This is a genomic window from Trichlorobacter lovleyi (genome assembly GCF_015239775.1).
GTDB lineage: Bacteria > Desulfobacterota > Desulfuromonadia > Geobacterales > Pseudopelobacteraceae > Trichlorobacter > Trichlorobacter lovleyi_B.
In genome coordinates this window covers 312930-333843 of the sequence record NZ_CP058409.1, presented here as the reverse complement: position 1 = coordinate 333843, position 20914 = coordinate 312930, and the positions used below count along the sequence as shown (strand labels likewise).

Here is a 20914-nt window from a genome sequence, read left to right as displayed (position 1 = left end):
TTCACTTGCTATTGAATCAGTGCATCGAGTAAGATTCTAAAGTTAACCCCCTACGTGAGCAGAGGAGCCGTATGTTAGACGCGACTATTATTCAAGAACTCCGTGCCATTGTCGGCCCTGACAATCTTGCCACCGAAAAGCAGGACCTGATCTGCTACGGCTATGATGCCACCCAGATGGAGTTCCTTCCGTCTGCGGTGGTGCATCCGGCCAATGCGGAAGAGACGGCAGCGGTTTTAAAACTTGCCAATCAACGCAAGTTTCCGGTCTTTCCCCGCGGTGCCGGCAGCGGTTTTACCGGCGGCGCCCTGCCCAAGGCCGGTGGTGTGGTGCTGGTAACCACCCGGATGAACCGGATACTGAGGATCGACACCGAAAACCTGATTGCCGAAGTGGAGCCGGGCGTGGTAACCGAGGATTTCCAGAAGGCGGTGGAGAAGCTGGGGCTGTTCTACCCCCCGGACCCGGCCTCGCTGAAGTTTTCCACCCTGGGTGGCAACGTGGCGGAGAACGCCGGCGGCCCCCGCTGCGTCAAGTATGGCGTCACCAAGGATTTTGTGATGGGGCTGGAGCTGGTACTGCCCACTGGCGAGATCATCCGTACCGGCACCGAGACCTACAAGGCGGTGGTGGGCTATGACTTGACCCGCCTGTTGTGCGGCAGCGAAGGCACTCTGGGGGTCATCACCAAGATCATCTTCAAACTGCTGCCGCTGCCTGAAGCGAAGAAAACCATGCTGACCATTTTTGATTCAATCGATGGCGCAGCCCGGGCGGTTTCCACCATCATCGGCGCCAAGATCATCCCCACCACGCTGGAGTTCATGGACTATGCCACCCTGCAGTGCGTTGAAAAACGCTTTAACCTGGGCATACCTCCGGAAGGCCGTGCCGTGCTGTTGATTGAGGTGGATGGAGACAGGGAGCTGACCGAAAAGCAGGCTGCCCGCATCCATGACCTGATCAAACCGCTGGGGCTGGTCCAGTTCAGGGCTGCCAAGGACAACGCCGAATCTGAGGCGCTCTGGAAGGTACGGCGGCTGGTGTCCCCTTCACTGCGGGATGTCAATCCCCACAAGTTCAACGAGGATATCGTGGTGCCTCGCAGCAAGGTACCGGTGGTAATCCGCGAGATTGAAAAGATCCAGCAGAAGTACGACATCCCGATCGTCAACTTCGGCCATGCCGGCGACGGCAATATCCATGTCAATGTGATGATCAACAAAGAGATTCCCGGCCAGGAGGAAAAGGCCCATGGCGCGATCAAGGAGATCTTCCAGGCGGCCCTGGACCTGAACGGCACCATGTCCGGCGAGCATGGCGTGGGACTGGCCAAGCAGCCCTTTATCGAGATGGAGCTGACCCCGGCCCAGATCAAGGTGATGCAGGGGATTAAACTGGCGCTGGACCCCAATAACATTCTGAACCCCGGAAAGATCTTTCCGTGGAAGGAGTTTTCAGATGCAGCATGATGAGGCAAAAGAGCGGCAGGAGAGCTCACTGGTCGGCCGGATTTTTTCGCTGGAAGTGGCCCTGTTCCTGATGGGCGTGGCCTCGCTGGCCTATGGGCTGATCAACGGTGTTGAATCAAACATCTTCTTCGGCATCCTGATTATCCCGGGGGTGTTTGTGCTGCACAAGGTCAAGAAAAAGGACTGGAAGGCCCACTGGGCCGAGCTTGAGGAGCAGAAACGGCGTGAACAGGCACGGGAAGAGGAGCGCAGACGTGGCGGCAACTGAATCATCCATCGTACTGGCTTCTGCCTCACCCCGCCGCTCCGAGCTGCTGGAACTGGCAGCGGTCCGGTTCCGGGTTGCAGCGGCAGATATCCCGGAAGAACCGTTACCGGGCGAAGAGGCGGTTGCACACGCCCTGCGCCTGGCCGAGGAAAAGGCCCGTGCTGCTGCTGAGCGCGAAACAGACGGCCGATACTTTATCGGTGCTGATACGATCGTAGTTCTGAATGGCCGGATCATGGGCAAGCCTGTGGATGAAAACGATGCAGTGCGGATGCTGACCGAGCTGTCCGGTAAAGAGCACGAAGTGGTCACCGCCTACGCGGTGCTGGACAAGCAGAGCAACGTCTGCATCAAGCGTGCGGTACGGACAGAGGTTGTTTTCAAGCCGTTATCACAGCAGGAGATTGCAGACTACGTCAAGACCGGCTGCCCGATGGACAAGGCCGGTGCCTATGCCATTCAGGGCGGTGCAGCACATTTCGTGCGGGAAATCCACGGTTCCTACACCAATGTGGTGGGACTGCCCACCTGTGAACTGGTGGAAACCCTGCATACCATCGGCGCATGGCCTCAAGAGGAGCAACCATAATGAAACGTTACCGTGACTGGTGTATCCAATGCAAGATTGTCAGCATCACCCTGCTGACCATGCTGTTACTGATTTCAGCGCTCTTCGGCTACATCCTGCCGATGTTCAAAGACAACCTGATGACGGAGAAAGAACTGGCCACCCGCCACATCGTTGAACTGGCCATGGGGGTCCTGGAACAGTATGATGCCGCGGCCAAATCCGGCAAACTGCCCCTTGAACAGGCCCAGCAGGAGGCAGCTGCGCAGGTGGCCAGATTGCGCTACGAAGGCAAGGAGTACCTCTGGATCAACGACCTTGGCAAGCCTGTCCCCAGGATGATCATGCATCCCACGGTGCCGGCCCTGAACGGCAAGGTCCTGGATGACACCAAGTTCAACAAGGCCACGCTGATGCAGGATGCTGCGGATGGGCCGACCAAAAAGCTGAGCGACATGAACCTGTTTTCAGCCGTTGTTGAGGTGGCTGACCGTGCCGGGCACGGCTTTGTGATGTACCAGTGGCCCAAACCCAAGCAGGGTGGCGGCACAACCGAGGAGCTGTACCCCAAACTTTCCTATGTCAAAAAATTCGAACCATGGGGCTGGGTGATGGGGAGCGGTATCTATGTGGATGATGTCAACAAACAGGCAGCCAGGGTAATGTGGATCTTACTGACCGGCACCCTGCTGATTGCCGCCTGCGGCATCGCCATTGCCGTTGCGATCGGCCGCGGCGTAGTACGCCCGCTGAACAGCATGCAGCAGGCCCTGGAACAGATGGCCAGCGGCGAAGGGGATCTGACCCGGCGCCTGCCGATCCAGCGTGAGGACGAGACCGGGGTGCTGGCCCGTACCTTTAACCGCTTCCTGGAAAACCTGCACACCATCATCCGCGACGTGGCACAGGGAACCCAAGGGCTCAACGCTGCCGCCGATCGCCTGCATACAACCGCAGAACATATTGCCGACAGCTCACTTGAGATGTCATCCCAGTCTGTCTCGGTGGCAACCGCTGTTGAAGAGATGGCAGCCACGTCCCAGAGCATTGCCCAGAGCTGCGCCCAGGCCTATGAAAACGCCAACCGGGCCTGCCTGACGGCGCAGGACGGTTCTGCCGTGGTCAGCCAGGCTGTGGCCAGTATCCGGGCCATTGCCGACCGGGTAGAGGAAAGCTCCCATACCGTGGAAACGCTGGGGGCCCGTTCCGATCAGATCGGGCAGATTATCGGCACCATCGAAGATATTGCCGACCAGACCAACCTGCTGGCCCTGAATGCCGCCATTGAAGCGGCCCGGGCCGGTGAGATGGGACGGGGGTTTGCCGTGGTGGCCGATGAGGTACGGGCCCTGGCAGAGCGGACCACCCGGGCCACCCGGGAGATCGGCGAAATGATCAAGGTCATCCAGCAGGAGACCGCCACAGCGGTCGCCAGCATGGGTGCCGGGGTGCAGGCGGTAGAGCAGGGCACCGTCGAGGCGGCAAAATCAGGGCAGGCCCTGGAGGAGATCCTGGCTCAAATCTCCGAGGTGACCAGCCAGATCAACCAGATCGCCACTGCCGCCGAAGAGCAGACCGCCACCACCAACGACATCAGCGGCAACATGCAGCGGATTGTCTCGGCAGTGGACAAAAGCACTGCCCAGGCCCATGCCACCGGCCAGGAGGCGACTGAACTGGCAAACATGTCCGGCAGCCTGGCCAGCCAGGTCGGCCGGTTCAGGGTCTAGCTGATGCCTGTCGCCGATACCCTTGCAGCGGTGCAGGCCCGGATACAGCGGGCCTGCGCGATCTCAGGCAGAGCCCCGACTGCGGTGCGACTGGTGGCGGTCTCCAAGCTGCACCCGGCAGCGCTGGTCGCTGAGGCCGCGGCAAGCGGGCAGACTGTTTTTGGCGAAAACTATGTCCAGGAGCTGGTCGACAAGGCCGCTCAACTGACCTGTCCCGTTGAGTGGCATATGATCGGCCACCTGCAGAGCAACAAGGTCAAGTATCTCCCCGGTATTGTCAGCATGATCCATACCGTTGACCGGCTGTCACTGGCCCAGGAGATTGACCGGCAGTGGCGCACAAAGCTGGCCGCTCCCTGCGATATTCTGGTACAGGTCAATGTCTCCGGTGAAAGCACGAAATCAGGTACCACTAGAGCTGAGGCCCTGGCACTGGTGCAGGCGATCGCCCCGCTGCCCAACGTCAGAATCCGGGGCTTGATGACCATGCCACCTTTTTTTGATGACCCGGAGTCGGCCCGGCCCTATTTTAAGGAACTGAGGCTGCTGGCCGACCAGATCAGAAGCGCGGAGATCCCTGGCGTTGAGATGACTGAGCTTTCCATGGGGATGTCCGGCGATTTTGAAGTGGCAATTGAGGAAGGTGCCACCCTGGTACGGGTCGGCACGGCTATTTTTGGCGAACGTTAGGAGTCTGTTGGAAAGGAAGGTTTCAATGACACGTCTGGCGCTGTTGGCACTCCTACTGCTGCTGCCGGTATCATCAGAGGCAGCCACCTATTCCTGGACCGATCCTGCCGGGACAATCCACTTTACCGATGATATCGGCGCCGTGCCCCCCAAATACCGGACCAAGGCACTGCGCCAGGCAGCCGGTGAGGAGACGGGCAGTGACACCCGGCCCACCGCTAACGTACCAGCCTCCAGGCCTGACGCAGCACCGGCAGCCAAAGCCGGCCCACCCGCAGCAGACGCCAACGGCGGTGCAACAGCAACACCGGCCACCAGATTCGGTGATCGCAGCGCTGCTGCATGGCAGACCGAATTTCAACAGCTGCGTGCTGAACTGAAACGGATTGAGCAGGACCGGGAAACATTGAGGCAGGAAACCGGGGAAGGCAAGCGAATGCTGTCAAATCAACAAGTCGCAGATCACAATGCCCGCACCAAGCAGCTTAATCAGGAGTATGAGGCGACACGGCTGCGCTTCAATCAACTGGTGGAGCAGGCCAACAAGGCCGGGTTGCCACCGGAGTTCAGCCAGTAGCGGTTGCTATTTGGTGTACTCTTCAATCACCTTGATCACAAAACGTTGCGCTGCCTCCACGGCCCGGCCGATATCCCAGCGTGACATGTCGCGGTCTTCCACCAGATTACTGATCCCGCGGATCTCGAGGCAGGGGATCCCGCCGTAGCGCAGTGCCGTCAAGGCAATGGCTGCCCCCTCCATATTTTCACAGACCGCCTGGTGGCGCCGGGCCAGCTCCAGGCCGCGGGCCTTGGTACCGCTACAACTTGACACCGTTACAAAGCGCCCCCGCACCAGCTGCAGACCATGGCTGTCTGCCAGCTGCATCGCCTTTTGTGCCTCATGCCGGGCCAGCGGGATGCTGTTATACCAGGCGCGCTCCGCCTCGGAAAAGAGCGGCAGCCCCACCTGTTTCATATCCATCCAGCCGGCCGGAGCCAACACCCCTTCATCACCAAAGATCTCATCGCTTGCCACGGCCAGATCACCCACCGAAAGCCCGCTGCCGGGGTAGGCACCGCCACAGCCGATATTAATGATCAGCTCCGGATGATAGCGCTCAATCAGCGAGGTGGCTGCCGATGCGGCATTGGCCTTGCCGATCCCGCCGGCGCAACAGACCAGCCGGGTGGCGCCGAGGTTCCCTTCAGTTGCGGAAAAGACGGCGTTGGGGTCACAGTACGGCTCGTCCAGTGCAGCGACCAGCAGCTCAATCTCACAGGGCACGGCAGAAAGGATCAGGATCGGTCTCATGGCTGCGTTGCATCCCGCCGGTCCAGCTCCACCGCGGCATAGGCCGAGTGGTTGTGGATCGATTCAAAGTTCTCCGCCTCAACCGAGAACCAGGTGATGTTCTCCGAGGCGGCCAGCCGCAGGTAGGCCTCCCGCACCATATCCTCCACAAAACGGGGGTTCTGGTAGGCCTGTTCAGTGACATGCTTTTCATCAGCCCGTTTCAGCAGGGCATAGAGCGGACTGCTGCCGCACTGTTCGATCAACTCCACCAGGTCTTCAATCCAGATAAAGTCCTGGTAACGGACCTTGACCGTCATGATGCTGCGCTGGTTATGGGCGCCAAAGCGGGACAGCTCCTTGCTGCAGGGGCAGAGCGAGGTGACCGGCACCTTGACCCCCAGCACAAAATCCAGCTGGTCGCCACTGAGGCAGGCGTCAAACTCGCAGGTGTACTCCATCAGGGAACGGGCCTTGGAGACCGGCGCCGCCTTGTCGATAAAGTAGGGGAACTCCACCCGCAGGTGGGCCGTCTCGGCCCCCAGCTTCTGACGCATCTCCTGCAGGATCTCCTCCAGCCGGTCCAGAGCAATCTGTTCCCGGTGCCGGTTCAGGATCTCCACAAAGCGGCTCATATGGGTGCCCTTGAACTGGTGCGGCAGGTCCACATACATATCCACCGTGGCCACGGTATGCTGCAGGGAGCGATGCTTGTCCTGCACCACAATCGGGTAGGAGATATTCTTGACCCCCACCTTGCGGATCGGGATCTTGCGGTGGTCACGGCTCTGCTGCAGGTCAGGCATGGTTCTGGTCATGGAGTCTCCTCCTCCACAGCATCCTGGATCGCCTGCCAGACCGCATCGCGTCCATCCTTTGAGAGGGCGGAAAAATGAATCAGCAGTGACTTGTCCATCTCCAGCTTGGCGGCAATGGCAGCGGTCTGTTTGGCCCGCTCGTTTTTGGTTACCTTGTCACACTTGGTCAGTACGATGATCGGACGGCGCTTGTAGGAGCGCAGCCAGTTCAGCATCTGCAGGTCTTCCTCAGAGGGAATCCGGCGGATATCCAGGATCAGCACCACCCCGCGCAACGACTCCCGGCCCGAAAGATAACGCTCCATCATCGGCCCCCACTGGCGTTTCACATCCAGTGGCACCTTGGCATAGCCGTAGCCGGGCAGGTCAACCAGGTTGAGCGAGAACGGAACGCCGGTCACCTGGAAAAAATTGATCAGCTGGGTCCGGCCGGGGGTGGAGCTGGTGCGAACCAGTGCCTTGCGCTCAACAATGACGTTGATCAGGGAAGATTTACCCACATTCGAGCGCCCGGCAAAGGCGATCTCAGGCAGGTCAACCGGTGGATAGTCTGCCGGTTTAACGGCGCTTTTGATGAAGGTTGTCTGATGAATATGCATAGTTTACGCAGTATAGGTGCTGTCCCGCTACGGGGCAAGCGGATAATCAGGCAAAACGCCGGAAGCGGTGGATCGCCTCCGGGATCGCCTTTTCCTTGATGTTGCCGAATGCCAGACGCAGGTACTCTTCCAGACCGGGGCCGAAGACCTCGCCCGGCAGGGTCAGGATACCGGCCTCGACCGCCAGCCGTTTGGCCACCTCGCGGCCGCTCCTGCCGGGAAAGGGATGTCTGACCCAGGCGAAGAAACTGCCGCTGGCTGCCAGCCGGAAGCGGTTACCGGGCAGGGAGAACTCCTCGGTAAACAGATTATGACGGAAGGTCATCATCCGCCGGTTCACCTCCACCCACTGATCCAGGTAATCCAGGCCGTACTGCAGCGCCAGCTGGGTAATGCGGGGCTGGCAGACCGTCATGGTATCCTGAATCTTCAAGGCCTGCCTGATCACCTCCGGTGCCGCAGCCAGCATGCCGGCCCGGTAGCCGGTCAGGGCGTAGCTCTTGCCAAAGGACATGATCTGCAGCAGGGTGCTGCCCCACTCTTCCATGGTAAACAGGTCATGGGGCATCCCTTCAATAAAATCACTGTAGGTCTCATCAAGAATCAGGGCGATCCGGTGCTGCTGGGCCAGAAAATACAGCCGGCGCAGCAGATCGGGCGGGATGACGGTGCCGGTGGGATTGCTGGGGGAGACCAGCAGGATCGCCCTGGTACGGGGAGTGATCAGCCTGGCAATGGTATCCGGATTGGGCAGCCCCTTCTCGCTTTCCTTGTAGGGGGCATAGACCGGCCTGATCCCCAGGCTGCCAAGGGCCATCGGGTGATCAAAATAGCACGGCAGCTGAACAATCACCTCATCACCGGCATGGCAGAGGGTCAGTATGGCCAGCCAGAAGGCGGCACTGGCCCCGACGGTCAGACAGACCTGATCAGGGTTGATCTTGGCGGCATAGCGGCGCCGGTAGCGATGACAGACAGACTCCCGCACCTCCGCCAGCCCTTCATCCGGGCTGTAGCGACTGGTCAGCGGATCCAGCGCCACCTGCTGGATATGGCTGATCAGTTCCAGCGGCGGGGCGTAGTCGGGTACCGCCTGACAGAGATCGATCAGCGCTGCCGCATCGGCAGGGCGCTGGGCGGCCCACTCCTTCACCTCGCTGATCGGCGGAGGATGGACCGCCTTGACATGTTCATTCAGGGAAAAACGCATGGAACAACCCGGCTCCTCTGTACAAGCAGACTTTTATTGGTATAAAGGATGGTGCAGACCTGATCAGAACTCTGTTATAGCACATCTTTATGGGGAGGCAAATGCGCATGGATCGACCGACTCTTGCCTTTTGGGCCGTGATCATCTTCCTGGTCGGCGCTTCCGCCTTTTACGGCATCAATGCCGAAAAACAGCGCCGCAGCGTCCAGAGTGCCGGTGGCAAGATAGAAAGCGGCGACCTGGTCCGGCTGGTCAAGGTGATCGACGGCGACAGCCTGGTTGCAGCGCGGGAAGGGCAGCCGCCGGTCACCATCAGGATCGTGGGGATCAAATCCTTTGACGCCAAGGTGGAAAAAGATGTGGTCACCCCCTTTGCCCAGGCCGCCATGGAGACCATCCAGCGCAGCATGCTTGATCGCCCGGTCCGGGTTCTGCTGGGCAGCACCCCCAAAGACAAGTATGGCCGCTATCTGGCCACCCTGTATGTCGATGACGAGGATATCGCCATCCGGCTGGTGCGGCAGGGGCTGGCGCTGGTCTACACGGTCTACCCCTTTCCGGCCATGCAGAGCTATCTGCAGGAGCAGGAACAGGCCCGGGCCGGACGGCGCGGGCTCTGGTCAAACGCAACAGCGAGCGAGCGGGCGCTGGCCATGATCCGGGAGTGGCGCAACCAGAACCAATGAAACACCTGCCGTGAAGGCCCTCTGCGGCGTTCCCTGCACCTTGCATCCGGCCTTCCTCGTTACGTTTTTAAACCCTGACACGGGGGTAAGATATGTATCAGGTTCTGCACTATTTCATGAAAACCATGCTGCGCAATCCGCCTGAGTACCTGCGGGTACTGGTCCTGATGCTGGCGGTGCTGCTCTACGGCACCACCGGATTTCTCTATTTCGAGTTGCCGGGCAACCCTGATCTGGGCTGGGGGGACGGGCTCTGGTACACCATCGTCACCATTGCCACGGTCGGGTATGGTGATTTCTTTCCCAAGAGCTTTGGTGGCCGCTTCCTGGTGGGCTGGCCGATCATGGTCTTTGGTATCGGCCTGTTGGGCTATGCCCTTTCCATGGTGGCTGCGGCACTGGTCACATCCAAAACAAAGGAGATCAAGGGGATGTCAACCTTCAAACTGTCTGATCATCTGGTGATATTCAATTTTGCAGGGCTGGCCAAGGTGGAGCGGATTCTGCAGGAGCTGGCGCTGGACAGGGCGGTGGGAAACAGCATGCCGGTTGTCCTGGTGGATGAGCAGCTTGATGAGCTGCCGGCTGAGCTGCAGAAGCGGGGTGTCCGGTACGTGCGCGGCAATCCCACCCGTGATGAGACCTTGCAACGGGCCGCCATTGATCAGGCCCTGCATGCCGTCATCCTGACCCGCGATCCCACCGACCCGGCCTCGGACAACCTGAATGTGACCATCGCCCTGGCGATCGAGGGGCGCTGCAAACAGGTCAACACCGTGGTGGAATGTATTGACCCGGCCTCGGAAGAGCTGCTGCGCAAGGCCGGCTGCGACCGGATTGTCTGCACCAGCCGCTTTGATGCGCACTTCCTGAGTCAGGAGCTGCTGAATCCGGGGGTACAGGAGGTATTGGGAGACCTGCTCAGCAACGGCCAGGGTCAGCAGATCTATCTGGTGCCGGTCTCGGATACCGGGAGTTTTGAAGGCCTGGCAGCCCGCTGCCGCCAGCAGGGGCATCTGGCCCTGGGAATCAGCTGCACAGACGGCAAGGTCAGGATGAACCCGCCCGGAGCAGAACAGGTGACGGCAGGCTGCCGCCTGGTGACTATCGGGCCATCACGGCTGGACGTAGTCTAGTATCCGCCCCAGGTAAGTAAAACGTTATCAGAAGGTACGGCTACACATCGCACGGCAACTGACTTTTTTACAACCTTCTGAAGGCCGACGCCTTAATGGCGGCCCAGATGATACTGCCGGTGGTGACCTCCAGTTCCCGCACCGCATCAGGCACCACCTCGGCCACCAGTATCCCCCCCTTGCAATCCAGCTCAACGCCGATCTTGCTGCCGGCCTCAAAGAGTGAGCGGACCGTACAGGGCAGCAGGTTGCGGGCGCTGATGGCGTCGGGGTGGCGTTTGCAAAGGATGATATCCTTGGACGACAGTTCAAACATGCCGGCTTCCGGCTGTTTGGTGCCGGACAGCAGCAACTCCAGACCGGCCCAGGGGTAGGCCAGCAACCCCTGGCGCTCCTGCGGCACTCCCAGTTCCAGCAGATTGGTATAGCCTGCAGGACTTTGTCCCATCCGCTGCCGGGCTAACTGCTCCGGCGAGACCACACCGGCCAGCCCTCCCTTTTCCAGCACCGCCACCTGATCGGCCATCAGCCGCATCTCCACCAGCGAGTGGGAGATGAAGACAAACGGAATCCCGAACCGTCCCGACACCAGATTCAGATACGGAATAATCCGGTAACGCAGGTCATCATCCAGGGCAGAGAGCGGCTCATCCATCAACAGCAGTCGTGGGGACGCGAGGATCGCCCGTCCCAGGGCCACCCGCTGGCTCTGACCGCCGGACAGCGTCTGAGGCATCTGATCCATCAGATCCGCCAGCTCCAGCACCTCAACCACCTCGGCAAGCTCAATCCGGCGCTCAGCAGACGGGCAGCGCTGATAGCCATAGAGCAGGTTCTTGCGCACATCCAGATGGGGAAACAGGCCGTGCTGCTGAAACACCAGGGCGATCCTGCGCTGATGGGCAGCAAGGTTAACCCTGCTGCGACTGTTGAAGAGCGGCTGGCCATCCAGCAGGATCTGACCGGCATCCGGCTTGGCCAGTCCTGCCAGACAACTGACCAGGGTTGACTTGCCGCTGCCGGAGGGGCCAAAGATGCCGATCCGCTCACCGCTGACCTTCAGGTCAAGCTCCAGCACAAAATCGCCCTGTTGTTTACGTACGCTCAGTTGCAGTTCCATGGCGCCTTACCCTTTTTTCGGCGTGGGACGCCAGGCATACAGCCCCAGCAGCACCAGAAATGAGAAGATCAGCATCACGGCTGCCAGCCGGTGCGCCTGCCCATATTCCAGGGCCTCAACATGGTCGTAGATCTGCACCGAGGCGACCCGGGTCGCACCGGGGATGTTGCCGCCGATCATCAACACCACCCCGAACTCCCCGACGGTGTGGGCAAAGGTCATGATTGAAGCGGTTAAGAAGCCGGGCTTTGCCAGCGGCAGGGCGACCGTAAAAAAGGCATCCAGCCGTGAAGCCCCCAGGGTGGCCGCCACCTCCAGCGGGCGGTCCCCGACAGACTCAAACGAGTTCTGCAACGGCTGCACCATGAACGGCAGTGAATAGAAGACCGAGGCCAGCACCAGGCCCCAGAAGGTAAACGGCAGGGGGCCGACACCCAGGCTGGTGGTCAGCCAGCCCACCGGGCCGTTGGGCCCCATGGCCAGCAGCAGGTAAAAGCCGAGCACCGATGGCGGCAACACCAGCGGCAGCGCCACTACCGCCCCCAGCGGCCCTTTCAGCCAGGAGCGGCTACGGGCCAGCCACCAGGCAAGCGGCGTGCCCAGCAGGAGCAGGATGCCGGTTACCGTGGTGGCCAGCCGTATGGTAAGCCAGATGGTTTCTAGGTCATCAGGTGCAAGAAACATGGTGATACCTTTTAGATGCCATAGCCATAGGAACGGATGATTGCCTTTGCCTTATCTGTCTTCAAGTAGCGTACAAGCGCTTCAGCAGCAGGGCTGCCTTTTCCCTTGATGAGCAGTACCGCATCCTGACGGATCGGCTCATGCAGTTTGCCCGGAACAATCCAGGAGGAGCCGCCGGATACTTTACCGTCCTTCATGACCTGTGACAAGGCCACAAAACCCAGATCAGCATTACCGGTACCAACAAACTGGAAGGTCTGGGAGATATTCTCCCCCTGTACCATCTTGGGTTTGATTGCCGCTGTCAGTCCCCGCTTGGCCAGCACCTCCATGGCTGCAGCGCCATAGGGGGCCAGCTGCGGATTGGCAATGGCGATTTTGTTGAAAGTGCCCTTGGCCAGGATATCGCCATTGGCATCAACCAGGCCTGGCTTGGCAGACCAGAGCACCAGGGTGCCGATCGCATAGGTAAAACGGCTGCCGGGAACCGTCAAACCTTCTTTTTCCAGTTTGGCCGGCTTCTCATCATCGGCAGACAGGAACAGCTGAAATGGCGCGCCGTTCTTGATTTGTGCGTAAAATTTACCGGATGCACCAAAGGCAAGCACCACCTTGTTACCGCTGGCCTTTTCAAAATCCGCTGCGATCTGTTTCATAGGTGCGGTAAAGTTGGCAGCAACAGCAACACTCACCTCTTCGGCAGAGGCAGCAGGGACAATGGCCAGGATACAGGCACAGATCAAAAATAGACATTTGGACAGTTTCATGGTTCAGACTCCTTTCACGCGTTAGATATCACAACCGTAGGAACGGATGATTTGTTTCACCTCAACTGTGCCGCCAAATTTTGACTGACGACAGCAGTAACAGCAACGACAACAAAGGCAGCACCACTGTTCCGCTTGTTATCTGCTCTCATTACAGGCCTCGGCAGCCATGATCACCGCCCCGATATCGGCAGGCTTGCCGAAATAGACCGATGACAGCACCAGGATATCAACACCGCTGGCAGCGTATTCTGCCGCGTTCTGCTCATTGATCCCCCCGGCAGCGGAAAGCTTGACGCCGGGATTGACCTGCCTGATCTCGCTCACCAGTTCCTTAAGCCGCGCCGGTGCCAGCTTATCCACCTGAATCACATCCACCCCGGTCAGGGCGATCCGTTTTGCCTCCTCCGGCGTATCTGCCTCCACAATGATCTTTGTCTCCAGGGCCTGGCGCTTGAGTGCCGCAATCTGCTGCAGGAACGGCTCAAGCCCTCCCAGAAACACCGTATGCTGCTTGAACACCAGCACCGTCTCCGACAGCCCCAGGCGGTGCGGCAGGGCTCCACCGGCGCAGATCGCCTTGATGGCGACCTTTTTGGTGCCGGGAAAGTTCTTGCGGGTGGTCAACACCGCAATGTTGGGGTTCACCCCCCGGGCTGCTGCCACAATCCCGGCAGTACGGGTGGCAATACCGGAACCGTATTCCAGCAGGTTCAAGGCCACCTTCCAACCGGCGTGCAGGGCCTGGGCAGGGCCGGTGGCCCGTAAAAAGGTCTCGTCCGGCGCCAGCCTGGTCCCACTGGCACTCTGCTGCACCACCCGGCAGCCGGACTTTTCCAGCACCCGGCCCGCCTCTTCAGTACAGCAGAGCGTGGTGTGGTGGCGGGTACTGAAGCGGATCTCACCCGTCTGCTGCCCGATCCCCAGCAGGTGGGTGGTCAGATCGCCATAGGGGAGATCCTCTTCCAGAAACCGCTCTATCTCACTATCCGCCAGACAGTTAATCATGCCAAGACCCCGCTCACCGTTATGGTGCTCAAAATATAACGACAGTGCCAAAAAAAGGGACAGCAACATTGATGCCCCTTGTGTACGTAGCCCGCCCCAGCCTTGCAACCCCTCCCCGCTCCTCTTGTCAGGGGAGATTGTGGAGAGTTGCCCTTGCCTACATCAACTGACCCCCAGGATAACGCTGGAAGCCTTAAACAGCGCCGTTGCCGTGCCACCAACCTTCAAGCCCAGCCGTTTGGCGCTGCCATCGGTAATCACGGCGCTGATGGTAGTGCCGCCGGGCAGCTCCAGATCAACCTCACAACTGACCGGTCCCTCAACCAGCTTGGCAATCGTACCGGTCAGCTGGTTCCGGGTGCTAAGCTTTGCCTCTGCCAGATCTGTGCCGATTACCACGGAGCTGGCCTTGACAATCGCATAGGCAGACATGCCCTCCTGCAGGCCAAGGTTAGTGATTGCCCCGTTGGTTACCACGGCGGTAATGGCAGTGGCACCTTTCAGACCAAGGGTAACCTCGGCGTTCACGGCCCCTTTGGCAATGGATGTGACGGTACCGCTGAATACGTTACGTGCGCTTACTTTCATAGAAATCCTCCGTAAGAATTGGTACAGATTGTTGGTGTCCCCAAGACGCATATCCAGGTTTTTCAAAAATTTGCCGTGTTCCTCCTGCACGACACGAAACTGTTCCAGCACCTCGCGACCTGTGACAGTCAGGCTGGCGCCGCCCCCCCCTTTCCCTCCGGTGGCACGGTCAACCAACGGCACCGCCGCAAGATTGTTGATCTGGTTTACAATCTCCCAGGCGGTCTTATAACTGATACCAACCGCCTTGGCAGCCCTGGTGATGGAACCGAGTTCGTCGATCTTTTCCAACAGGGCGATCCGGTCGCTCCCCAGAAATTTACTCGTTTCCCTGGTAAACCAGAGATTCCCGTTCAGTTCTACGGTCCCCGCACTGTTCATGCTGACGCTCCATAAATGAGATGTCCTGCCTGGCGGCTGTTCATAGTGAGAAAACTATACTCAAAATGACGTTATGTACAGGCCTAAATAACGCTTGAGATGACTGTACAGCAGGTCCATGCACGTCCCGCCCCTATCAATCCTAAAAACCCGGGCAGATCCGCATCTTGTATATGCAACGGCTGGGCCAAACAACCTGCCGTGTCATCTGCATTGAGAATCTGCAGACGCGCCGACGATCCCGTTATGAATATTGCCTGCCACCATGCTGCGCAGATCCACGGTTCAGAAGTTTCCGGCGATCTCCTCCCCGTTGCGCAAGGCATGGCGCACAGCGGTCAGACGGGCATCCATCGCCTCAAACAGGGTCAGATTGGCCCGCTCTGCCGGGCTGGTGCTGCGGATACTGGATACACCGCCATTTTTAAAGATCAGCCGCTGCTGTCCCATCAGCGCCAGGATCGGGTCATGGGTGGCCATCAGCACAATCTTATCCTGATCCGCCAGCAATGACAGCGCCCGCTTGCGATCGATCCCGGCGTTTTCAATCTCGTCAATCAGGACGATCGGCGAGCTGCTGAGACAGGCCACATCGGCGATCATCAGGGCACGGGACTGGCCGCCGGACAGGGCCGTAACCGGCGTGGCCGGGGTAAACTGCTCACCGGCCAGGGAGTTGGCCAGCTCGAGGATGGTAGCGGTTATGGCAGCCGGATCAGCCACCATCCGGCTTTCGGCATGCAGCTGGATAAACTCTTCCGCCGAGAGGTCCATCACAAAGTTCATGTTCTGCGAGAGCTGGGCCACCAGTTTCTGCTCCACGGCATAGCGGCGGGCCAGATCAGGGGCCGCGCCGTTAATCAGGACAGTCCGTCCGGTGGGGCTGTCCCCCTGGGCCAGCCACTCAATATCAGCCAGGAAACGGCTCTTGCCCGATCCGGTGGGACCGACAATGCAGGTCACCTCGCCGGGCCGCAGTTCAAGCCTGAAGTTTTCCGGGTTGCCGCTCTTGTCGTGCCCCCCCAGTACCGTGACCGAGGCGACCAACGCCTGCTGCTGACTGCGCAGCCGCTCAACCCCCGCCATGTAGTCGCAGAACTGTCCCAACAGCTCCTGACGCTCAATCCCCACATCCAGCAAAAGTTCTTCATCCAGGGCCGCCACGGTCGAGGCAAGTGTCTGGCCTGCAGGCAGTGCCGACAGACCGAGAGCAGAAAAAAACTCCCGCGCATGGGGATGTTCGCAAAACAACTGATCGAGCGTCATATCACTGTATTGATTGATCATAATGAACCTCTGTTGCTGTATGGTTACAGCAACTCTGTATCTCCTCTTTAAACCCACCCCAACCCTCCCTTATCAGGGAGGGAGTATGCGGAGGATTATTGAACATCCCCCCTGACAAGGGGGGACTGAGGGGGGTTACATCAACTGTTTCAGCGGCTACCCCAACTCCATTTTCTTGACGTTACCCATCTGAAAATCAGCACCGATCCGGCGCTGCCCCAGGCAGTAGGAGCAGAGTGCCGCCGGCATGGAAAAGCGCAGCAGTTTGCCCTGCAACGAATCAACCGCAGCGGCATCCCGCAACAGCCGCCCCAGCTCATGGCCTCCCTGGCCGGTCAGGCCGTTGACATGGATGATCACGGCACTGCTGTTGACCTGACGGATGCGGTGGACAAAGACCTCCCGTTCTGCCTGGGAGACGATATCGCCCTTGGTGATCACCACGATATCAGCCATCTTCAGCATCGGACCGATCTTGCGCGGGGTTTCCACACCGCTTAGGTTATCGACCACGCAGACCGCACAGACATCCTTGATATGGGGGGCGCAACGGTTGCACAGGCCGGCGCTCTCGCTGATCAGCAGATCAAAGCCGCTCTGCAGGCCCCAGTCCAGACACTCCTCAATGTTGCTGACATAGAAATGATCCGGGCAGAGGTTGCCGGACAGCCCGGTGCGGGCCGGGATGCCGCGCCGTTCGTACAGCGCCTGATCCCCTGACGAGAGGCAGTCAAACTTGATCACGCCAACGGAGACACCATCGGCCTGCAGCGCCTCGGCGGTCTTGCAGATGATGGCGGTCTTGCCCGAAGAGGGGGGCCCTGCCACGGTTATCAGGCGCATCTGATATTCCCCCCGCGGCCCTGCCGGAAGGCAGCATTCACGCCGCTGATCAGCTTTTTGATATCATTGTTGATGATGTAATCCCAGCCAATCCACTTGAAGGTTGCGGCCTCGGGCAGCTGATTATCCACCCCCGGGTGGACCGCCGGGAAAAAGGCCCCGCTGAAGATGGACGCCACCTGCGGACCGGCCCAGAAGGTCAGCAGGTCATCCAGTTCAGCCCGTTTCTCCGTCTTGACCAGCATGGTCACCGGACTGATCAGGGCACCGTCGTCGGGCCAGATGATACGGTACTGTTCCTTGCCAACCAGGGTCTGGGCAAAGAAAAGCGGCATGACGCTGATGGCCGGTGCATCAGCGCTGCTGCCCAGGGCAGCCTTGACCATCTGGGAGGGATGCCAGCCATAGCGGACATTCCTGCCCATCTTGCGCAGCCCTTCCACGCCGGTATCCTTGTAGATGGTCAGCAGCAGGGTCTCACAAAAGGTGCCGTCCTTATGGCCACGGATGGCCAGGCTGTTCTCGTACTCCGGCTTGAGCAGATCGGCCCAGCAGCGGGGCACCGGACGATCCCCCAGGCGGCGGTGATCCACCACCGGCACCAGCAGGTTCATGGCCAGCATGGTGTAATGCCCGGTGGGATCACAGACCCCCAGTACTGAAAGATGCCGGTCACCGGCATAGTCGTTGACACTGACAAACCGGTTGGTCTCGATGAACCGCTCCACAAAGGGACGTTCAAAGAGACTGTTAAAACCGGGGGAGATGATGATGTCCGGAAACTGGTCCAGCTCTGTCAGCTGCTCCACCGTGTTGTAATAATCCGACTCAATGTTGGCATTCCCCTCCAGCTGGCAGCGCAGTGCGTTTGCACGTCCGGGAGGCAGGCTGGACAGATGCTCGTCAAAGGCCTGTTCAATCGGCACCTTGACCGGACAGGGCAGCAGGGCCAGCAGATGCAATCCGTCACCAATCATGGGGGTACTCCCTCTTCACTGAAAGACTCTTACAGCCTGAATATGAGTGCTTAGACCGGCATGCCAGACTCGGACAGTTCATCTGCCTGGCTGTTTCTGAATGTTCCTGCACACACGGTAATGGTGCATAACACAAGCCAAAAGCAAACCAGACATAACAGCCTGTAATTTCAAACACTAACCAGCTGCATGCCCTGTTCTGGCAACACGCATTGCTTTGTTGTGATCATAAATGCAGCACTCCTGCGGACAACCGTGCGAAATCTGCTGTCCGCAAGTTTTAGAAAACGCTCTTCGGTCTCGTTCAGCGGTGAATTCAGGCCGACAATCAGCGCCGGGTCCAGGGCGTACAACAGATAGGTGGCAGGAGGCGAGCTGGCATAGACCCTGGTGATCCGATCCGGCACCTGCACCTTCCTGCCGATCATATCGGTAATGGTGCGGGCCTCACTAATCAACGGCAGGGCGAGCAGGGCCAAGGCCGTCACACTGCACAGCAAGCTGCGTATGCCATCCTGAATCGTCATACGATCTTCCTCATTTGTAGTCACAGGCAGTGACGTAATTGTCTGCCATCCGCTCCAACAGATACTCAAACGGCTTCTTAAAAATCAGCCAGGTACCGCTTTCGTCTTTCAGCAGCTCTGCGTCGGGTATACCGGCCAGCTTGACGGCATCATGGAAGCGTGCGTCATCAAACTTTCCGCACCTGGGTTGCCAGTCCGGCTCTGTCTGGCGCATCTTGGCGACGATCTCATCCTTCAGCGCCTTTGAACCGAAACCGCCGCCGATGCAGACCTGACCGCCCGGCGCCAGCACCCGCCAGATCTCCCGCAACACCTGGGCCAGGTCATCCCAGAAATAGACCGAACCGCGGCTGACCACCAGATCGACACTGTTGTTCTTGAGCGGCAGGTAATGGACATCCCCGCACAGCGCCACCACCCGGTTGTCCAGCCGCTTGTCATAAATATTCTGCTCGGCAATCGCCTGCATCTCTTCCGACTCATCCAGCAGACAGACCCGCAGCTTGCTGTTCCAGGCCAGGGCCAGCCCCAGATAGCCACCGCCGCTGCCCAGGTCCAGGCAGAGGCCACTCATGATACCGGTGCGCTCCATGATCTGTTCCGCCAGCAGCGAATAGGCCGGGGCAAAGACGTTACGGGCAATCAGGTCGAATTTTTTGGCGTCAATCTGCATAAAGATCCCCCTCTTCTTCAGACTCGCTATATACCAAACTACATAACGCATGCCAAAGTCATATAGCAATAAACACCTAATAGTTTCAAGCTGTTTTAGTTTCAGCATGTAGACGGCAGCAAAATACCTGCTGCAATTTTTGGCAAATATGAGCAGGACGCCCGTGAACTAATCAGGCAGGATACACCTGGTTGCAGGAGGTCCAGTCAGAACCAAAACTGCCGGTTTCAGCCGGAATGAACCGGCGCAAACCGGCAAGAGCTATGTGCATATTTTTTCACAATTCGTTCACAACATATTCATCTGGCTCTGGCTTGATGCACTCAGGCAGATTTAACACCAACCCAAAGGAGAATAGTTACCATGATAAGCAGCACAGAACATCGCACAATGCTCAGTCCACTCGTTTTAACAACATTTCTGGTTGTAGGGATATCCGGTGTTTTACTGGCATTTCACGTCAAGATTAGCGGCATCAAGGCCCTGCATGAATGGATCGGCTATGCATTTATGGCAGCCGGTATTCTGCATCTGGCTGTAAACTGGAGAACCTTTGCCTCATATGTGCGACAGCGTGCATCCTTGATGGCCATAACTGCCGGGCTTGTCATATCGCTCTTTACCCTGTATGCCGGAGCCGCGCTCAGTCCTCAAAAAAGCCATCCGCTCATCCAGGTATTTGATCAGGACCGTAACGGTGAGCTTGATGCAGATGAGATTGCTGACGCAACGATCACCCTGCAAAAGATGGACAATAATCGTGACGGGAGCGTGTCGCTCAGCGAACTTATGGCTGATAGTACACGCAGCAAAGGCAAACAGAAAATCTGATGCTGCAGCTTTGCTAATCTAAACAGGGGTGGGAATGTTTTAGCGCAGCCTCTGCGTGGGAGCACTGCGGTCTGTCCCGGCTTCACAGCCAGCTGATTTTTTCTGGACATACGCCATCTATCGGCTTATACAGACCTTCATCCATCACAAAACAAAGGATCGCCCATGCGAATCCGACAACTACATGCCAAACCACTAGCGTAGCCCCCAAACCCGCCCCTTCAGGCGGGTTTTTCGTTTTTTCAGGGTGTAAAGAAATTTTACAGTTTTTTGTAACGTGCCGAAATAACAAGCTAAAATTCAAACCAAATGCAAGAGATGGGCTAAGAATGATCGCAGGATAAACATTCCATTTGGGGGGATGAGCGGTTCACGCGCGCACGTTAACCGCTCAAGAACGAGTTAGGCGAACAAAAATGAAAAAATCGACAGCGATTACAATTTGGCTTGTCATCAATATCGTAGGATTATCTTTTTTTGGGTACATGCATTATGAGTGCATTCGAGATGAATCCGTAATGAGAGGAAGAGGCTCAGAAGCACGTGAAATCACAAAAAAAGAAGCCGCCGAATACTATGAAAAGAGAATGAAAGGCATGTGGTCAGGGTATATCTTAATTCCTTTACTAACTGCCGGGGTAGCATATTTCAGGTATCGAGAGGCAAACCGGAACAATGACAGCAAAAAGTCATAAAGAGGCTAGCCTAACAGCCGGTTAGACACCGACCAGGGCTGAAAACGCCCCGGTGCGCGTCAACC

General features: G+C 58.4%; 24 protein-coding genes. 10 read left to right on the top strand and 14 right to left on the bottom strand.

What is annotated here, in order from left to right; genetic code table 11:
• Positions 1 to 71: 71 nt before the first annotated feature.
• Genes FY034_RS01635 through FY034_RS01610 form a run of 6 tightly spaced genes read left to right on the top strand, consistent with a single transcriptional unit; the run spans position 72 to position 5305 of the window.
• Entirely contained in the window at positions 72 to 1472 is a 1401-nt protein-coding gene (locus FY034_RS01635) for an FAD-binding oxidoreductase (RefSeq protein WP_265553252.1), read from the top strand.
• Positions 1462 to 1740 (top strand): hypothetical protein, encoded by a 279-nt coding sequence (locus FY034_RS01630; protein ID WP_265553250.1) that lies wholly within the window; start codon positions 1462 to 1464, stop codon positions 1738 to 1740. The genes FY034_RS01635 and FY034_RS01630 overlap by 11 nt, the downstream gene beginning before the upstream one ends.
• Complete coding sequence (locus tag FY034_RS01625) at positions 1727 to 2329, top strand: Maf family nucleotide pyrophosphatase (RefSeq protein WP_265553248.1); 603 nt, start codon at positions 1727 to 1729, stop codon at positions 2327 to 2329. Before FY034_RS01630 ends, FY034_RS01625 begins: the two co-directional genes overlap by 14 nt.
• Positions 2329 to 4038 carry a methyl-accepting chemotaxis protein gene (locus FY034_RS01620; RefSeq protein WP_265553247.1) on the top strand — a complete coding sequence of 570 codons (1710 nt, stop codon included), beginning with the start codon at positions 2329 to 2331 and terminating at the stop codon, positions 4036 to 4038. Before FY034_RS01625 ends, FY034_RS01620 begins: the two co-directional genes overlap by 1 nt.
• Positions 4039 to 4041: 3 nt before the next feature.
• Entirely contained in the window at positions 4042 to 4728 is a 687-nt protein-coding gene (locus FY034_RS01615) for a YggS family pyridoxal phosphate-dependent enzyme (protein ID WP_265553244.1), read from the top strand.
• A 25-nt stretch (positions 4729 to 4753) separates the two neighbouring features.
• Entirely contained in the window at positions 4754 to 5305 is a 552-nt protein-coding gene (locus FY034_RS01610; protein ID WP_265553242.1) for a DUF4124 domain-containing protein, read from the top strand.
• A 6-nt stretch (positions 5306 to 5311) separates the two neighbouring features.
• Here FY034_RS01610 and mqnB read toward each other — a convergent pair whose 3' ends face one another.
• From mqnB to FY034_RS01590, 4 genes are read right to left on the bottom strand one after another with little or no spacing between them, the layout of a single operon-like run.
• Entirely contained in the window at positions 5312 to 6040 is a 729-nt protein-coding gene (mqnB, locus tag FY034_RS01605; protein WP_265553240.1) for a futalosine hydrolase, read from the bottom strand.
• On the bottom strand, positions 6037 to 6825 hold the full coding sequence (folE2, locus tag FY034_RS01600; protein ID WP_416222775.1) for a GTP cyclohydrolase FolE2: 789 nt from the start codon (positions 6823 to 6825) through the stop codon (positions 6037 to 6039). The genes mqnB and folE2 overlap by 4 nt, the downstream gene beginning before the upstream one ends.
• An 8-nt stretch (positions 6826 to 6833) precedes the next feature.
• Positions 6834 to 7436, bottom strand: a complete 603-nt coding sequence (gene yihA / locus FY034_RS01595) for a ribosome biogenesis GTP-binding protein YihA/YsxC (RefSeq protein WP_265553237.1) — start codon at positions 7434 to 7436, stop codon at positions 6834 to 6836.
• 46 nt (positions 7437 to 7482) lie between these two features.
• Positions 7483 to 8646, bottom strand: coding sequence for an aminotransferase (locus FY034_RS01590; protein WP_265553235.1), 1164 nt, complete (start codon positions 8644 to 8646; stop codon positions 7483 to 7485).
• Positions 8647 to 8753: 107 nt separating this feature from the next.
• Between FY034_RS01590 and FY034_RS01585 the strand changes: the two genes are divergently transcribed.
• Together FY034_RS01585 and FY034_RS01580 are read left to right on the top strand one after the other, a co-directional pair.
• Positions 8754 to 9332: a thermonuclease family protein gene (locus tag FY034_RS01585; protein WP_265553233.1), complete on the top strand. Its 579-nt coding sequence runs from the start codon at positions 8754 to 8756 to the stop codon at positions 9330 to 9332.
• A 92-nt stretch (positions 9333 to 9424) separates the two neighbouring features.
• Positions 9425 to 10468 (top strand): potassium channel family protein, encoded by a 1044-nt coding sequence (locus FY034_RS01580; RefSeq protein WP_265553231.1) that lies wholly within the window; start codon positions 9425 to 9427, stop codon positions 10466 to 10468.
• Positions 10469 to 10535: 67 nt separating this feature from the next.
• Here the strand turns inward: FY034_RS01580 and modC are convergent, their stop codons facing one another.
• The 10 genes from modC to FY034_RS01530 form a co-directional block, all read right to left on the bottom strand.
• Complete coding sequence (modC, locus tag FY034_RS01575; protein WP_265553229.1) at positions 10536 to 11588, bottom strand: molybdenum ABC transporter ATP-binding protein; 1053 nt, start codon at positions 11586 to 11588, stop codon at positions 10536 to 10538.
• Between the two features lie 6 nt (positions 11589 to 11594).
• Positions 11595 to 12272: a molybdate ABC transporter permease subunit gene (modB, locus tag FY034_RS01570; protein ID WP_265553227.1), complete on the bottom strand. Its 678-nt coding sequence runs from the start codon at positions 12270 to 12272 to the stop codon at positions 11595 to 11597.
• 11 nt (positions 12273 to 12283) lie between these two features.
• A complete protein-coding gene (modA, locus tag FY034_RS01565; protein WP_265553225.1) occupies positions 12284 to 13039 on the bottom strand; it encodes a molybdate ABC transporter substrate-binding protein in 756 nt (251 codons plus the stop codon).
• Positions 13040 to 13177: 138 nt separating this feature from the next.
• Complete coding sequence (gene modD, locus FY034_RS01560; protein ID WP_265553223.1) at positions 13178 to 14116, bottom strand: ModD protein; 939 nt, start codon at positions 14114 to 14116, stop codon at positions 13178 to 13180.
• Positions 14117 to 14209: 93 nt separating this feature from the next.
• Entirely contained in the window at positions 14210 to 15016 is an 807-nt protein-coding gene (locus tag FY034_RS01555) for a TOBE domain-containing protein (RefSeq protein WP_265553221.1), read from the bottom strand.
• 285 nt (positions 15017 to 15301) lie between these two features.
• On the bottom strand, positions 15302 to 16303 hold the full coding sequence (locus FY034_RS01550; RefSeq protein WP_265553219.1) for an ATP-binding cassette domain-containing protein: 1002 nt from the start codon (positions 16301 to 16303) through the stop codon (positions 15302 to 15304).
• 156 nt (positions 16304 to 16459) lie between these two features.
• Entirely contained in the window at positions 16460 to 17146 is a 687-nt protein-coding gene (locus FY034_RS01545; protein ID WP_265553218.1) for a GTP-binding protein, read from the bottom strand.
• Positions 17137 to 18123: an ABC transporter substrate-binding protein gene (locus FY034_RS01540; RefSeq protein ID WP_265553217.1), complete on the bottom strand. Its 987-nt coding sequence runs from the start codon at positions 18121 to 18123 to the stop codon at positions 17137 to 17139. The genes FY034_RS01545 and FY034_RS01540 overlap by 10 nt, the downstream gene beginning before the upstream one ends.
• 170 nt (positions 18124 to 18293) lie before the next feature.
• Positions 18294 to 18650, bottom strand: coding sequence for a hypothetical protein (locus FY034_RS01535; protein WP_265553216.1), 357 nt, complete (start codon positions 18648 to 18650; stop codon positions 18294 to 18296).
• 10 nt (positions 18651 to 18660) lie between these two features.
• The gene (locus FY034_RS01530; protein ID WP_265553215.1) at positions 18661 to 19323 is read right to left on the bottom strand and encodes a class I SAM-dependent methyltransferase; all 663 of its coding nucleotides are present in this window, start codon (positions 19321 to 19323) and stop codon (positions 18661 to 18663) included.
• A 363-nt stretch (positions 19324 to 19686) separates the two neighbouring features.
• On the opposite strand from FY034_RS01530, the gene FY034_RS01525 reads away from it, so the two are divergent.
• Positions 19687 to 20154, top strand: a complete 468-nt coding sequence (locus FY034_RS01525; RefSeq protein WP_265553214.1) for a DUF4405 domain-containing protein — start codon at positions 19687 to 19689, stop codon at positions 20152 to 20154.
• A 416-nt stretch (positions 20155 to 20570) separates the two neighbouring features.
• Positions 20571 to 20849 (top strand): hypothetical protein, encoded by a 279-nt coding sequence (locus tag FY034_RS01520; protein ID WP_265553213.1) that lies wholly within the window; start codon positions 20571 to 20573, stop codon positions 20847 to 20849.
• Positions 20850 to 20914: the final 65 nt, after the last annotated feature.

What these genes read in the sequence shown, in the direction of transcription:
- modA (WP_265553225.1), bottom strand. Translation starts at nt 13,039, where the DNA reads ATGAAACTGTCCAAATGTCTATTTTTGATCTGTGCCTGTATCCTGGCC.
- FY034_RS01540 (WP_265553217.1), bottom strand. Translation starts at nt 18,123, where the DNA reads ATGATTGGTGACGGATTGCATCTGCTGGCCCTGCTGCCCTGTCCGGTC.
- FY034_RS01580 (WP_265553231.1), top strand. Translation starts at nt 9,425, where the DNA reads ATGTATCAGGTTCTGCACTATTTCATGAAAACCATGCTGCGCAATCCG.
- FY034_RS01630 (WP_265553250.1), top strand. Translation starts at nt 1,462, where the DNA reads ATGCAGCATGATGAGGCAAAAGAGCGGCAGGAGAGCTCACTGGTCGGC.
- FY034_RS01585 (WP_265553233.1), top strand. Translation starts at nt 8,754, where the DNA reads ATGGATCGACCGACTCTTGCCTTTTGGGCCGTGATCATCTTCCTGGTC.
- mqnB (WP_265553240.1), bottom strand. Translation starts at nt 6,040, where the DNA reads ATGAGACCGATCCTGATCCTTTCTGCCGTGCCCTGTGAGATTGAGCTG.
- FY034_RS01635 (WP_265553252.1), top strand. Translation starts at nt 72, where the DNA reads ATGTTAGACGCGACTATTATTCAAGAACTCCGTGCCATTGTCGGCCCT.
- FY034_RS01545 (WP_265553218.1), bottom strand. Translation starts at nt 17,146, where the DNA reads ATGCGCCTGATAACCGTGGCAGGGCCCCCCTCTTCGGGCAAGACCGCC.
- modC (WP_265553229.1), bottom strand. Translation starts at nt 11,588, where the DNA reads ATGGAACTGCAACTGAGCGTACGTAAACAACAGGGCGATTTTGTGCTG.
- FY034_RS01520 (WP_265553213.1), top strand. Translation starts at nt 20,571, where the DNA reads ATGAAAAAATCGACAGCGATTACAATTTGGCTTGTCATCAATATCGTA.
- FY034_RS01615 (WP_265553244.1), top strand. Translation starts at nt 4,042, where the DNA reads ATGCCTGTCGCCGATACCCTTGCAGCGGTGCAGGCCCGGATACAGCGG.
- modD (WP_265553223.1), bottom strand. Translation starts at nt 14,116, where the DNA reads ATGTTGCTGTCCCTTTTTTTGGCACTGTCGTTATATTTTGAGCACCAT.
- FY034_RS01610 (WP_265553242.1), top strand. Translation starts at nt 4,754, where the DNA reads ATGACACGTCTGGCGCTGTTGGCACTCCTACTGCTGCTGCCGGTATCA.
- folE2 (WP_416222775.1), bottom strand. Translation starts at nt 6,825, where the DNA reads ATGCCTGACCTGCAGCAGAGCCGTGACCACCGCAAGATCCCGATCCGC.
- yihA (WP_265553237.1), bottom strand. Translation starts at nt 7,436, where the DNA reads ATGCATATTCATCAGACAACCTTCATCAAAAGCGCCGTTAAACCGGCA.
- FY034_RS01550 (WP_265553219.1), bottom strand. Translation starts at nt 16,303, where the DNA reads ATGATCAATCAATACAGTGATATGACGCTCGATCAGTTGTTTTGCGAA.
- FY034_RS01525 (WP_265553214.1), top strand. Translation starts at nt 19,687, where the DNA reads ATGATAAGCAGCACAGAACATCGCACAATGCTCAGTCCACTCGTTTTA.
- FY034_RS01620 (WP_265553247.1), top strand. Translation starts at nt 2,329, where the DNA reads ATGAAACGTTACCGTGACTGGTGTATCCAATGCAAGATTGTCAGCATC.
- FY034_RS01535 (WP_265553216.1), bottom strand. Translation starts at nt 18,650, where the DNA reads ATGACGATTCAGGATGGCATACGCAGCTTGCTGTGCAGTGTGACGGCC.
- FY034_RS01590 (WP_265553235.1), bottom strand. Translation starts at nt 8,646, where the DNA reads ATGCGTTTTTCCCTGAATGAACATGTCAAGGCGGTCCATCCTCCGCCG.
- FY034_RS01530 (WP_265553215.1), bottom strand. Translation starts at nt 19,323, where the DNA reads ATGCAGATTGACGCCAAAAAATTCGACCTGATTGCCCGTAACGTCTTT.
- FY034_RS01555 (WP_265553221.1), bottom strand. Translation starts at nt 15,016, where the DNA reads ATGAACAGTGCGGGGACCGTAGAACTGAACGGGAATCTCTGGTTTACC.
- modB (WP_265553227.1), bottom strand. Translation starts at nt 12,272, where the DNA reads ATGTTTCTTGCACCTGATGACCTAGAAACCATCTGGCTTACCATACGG.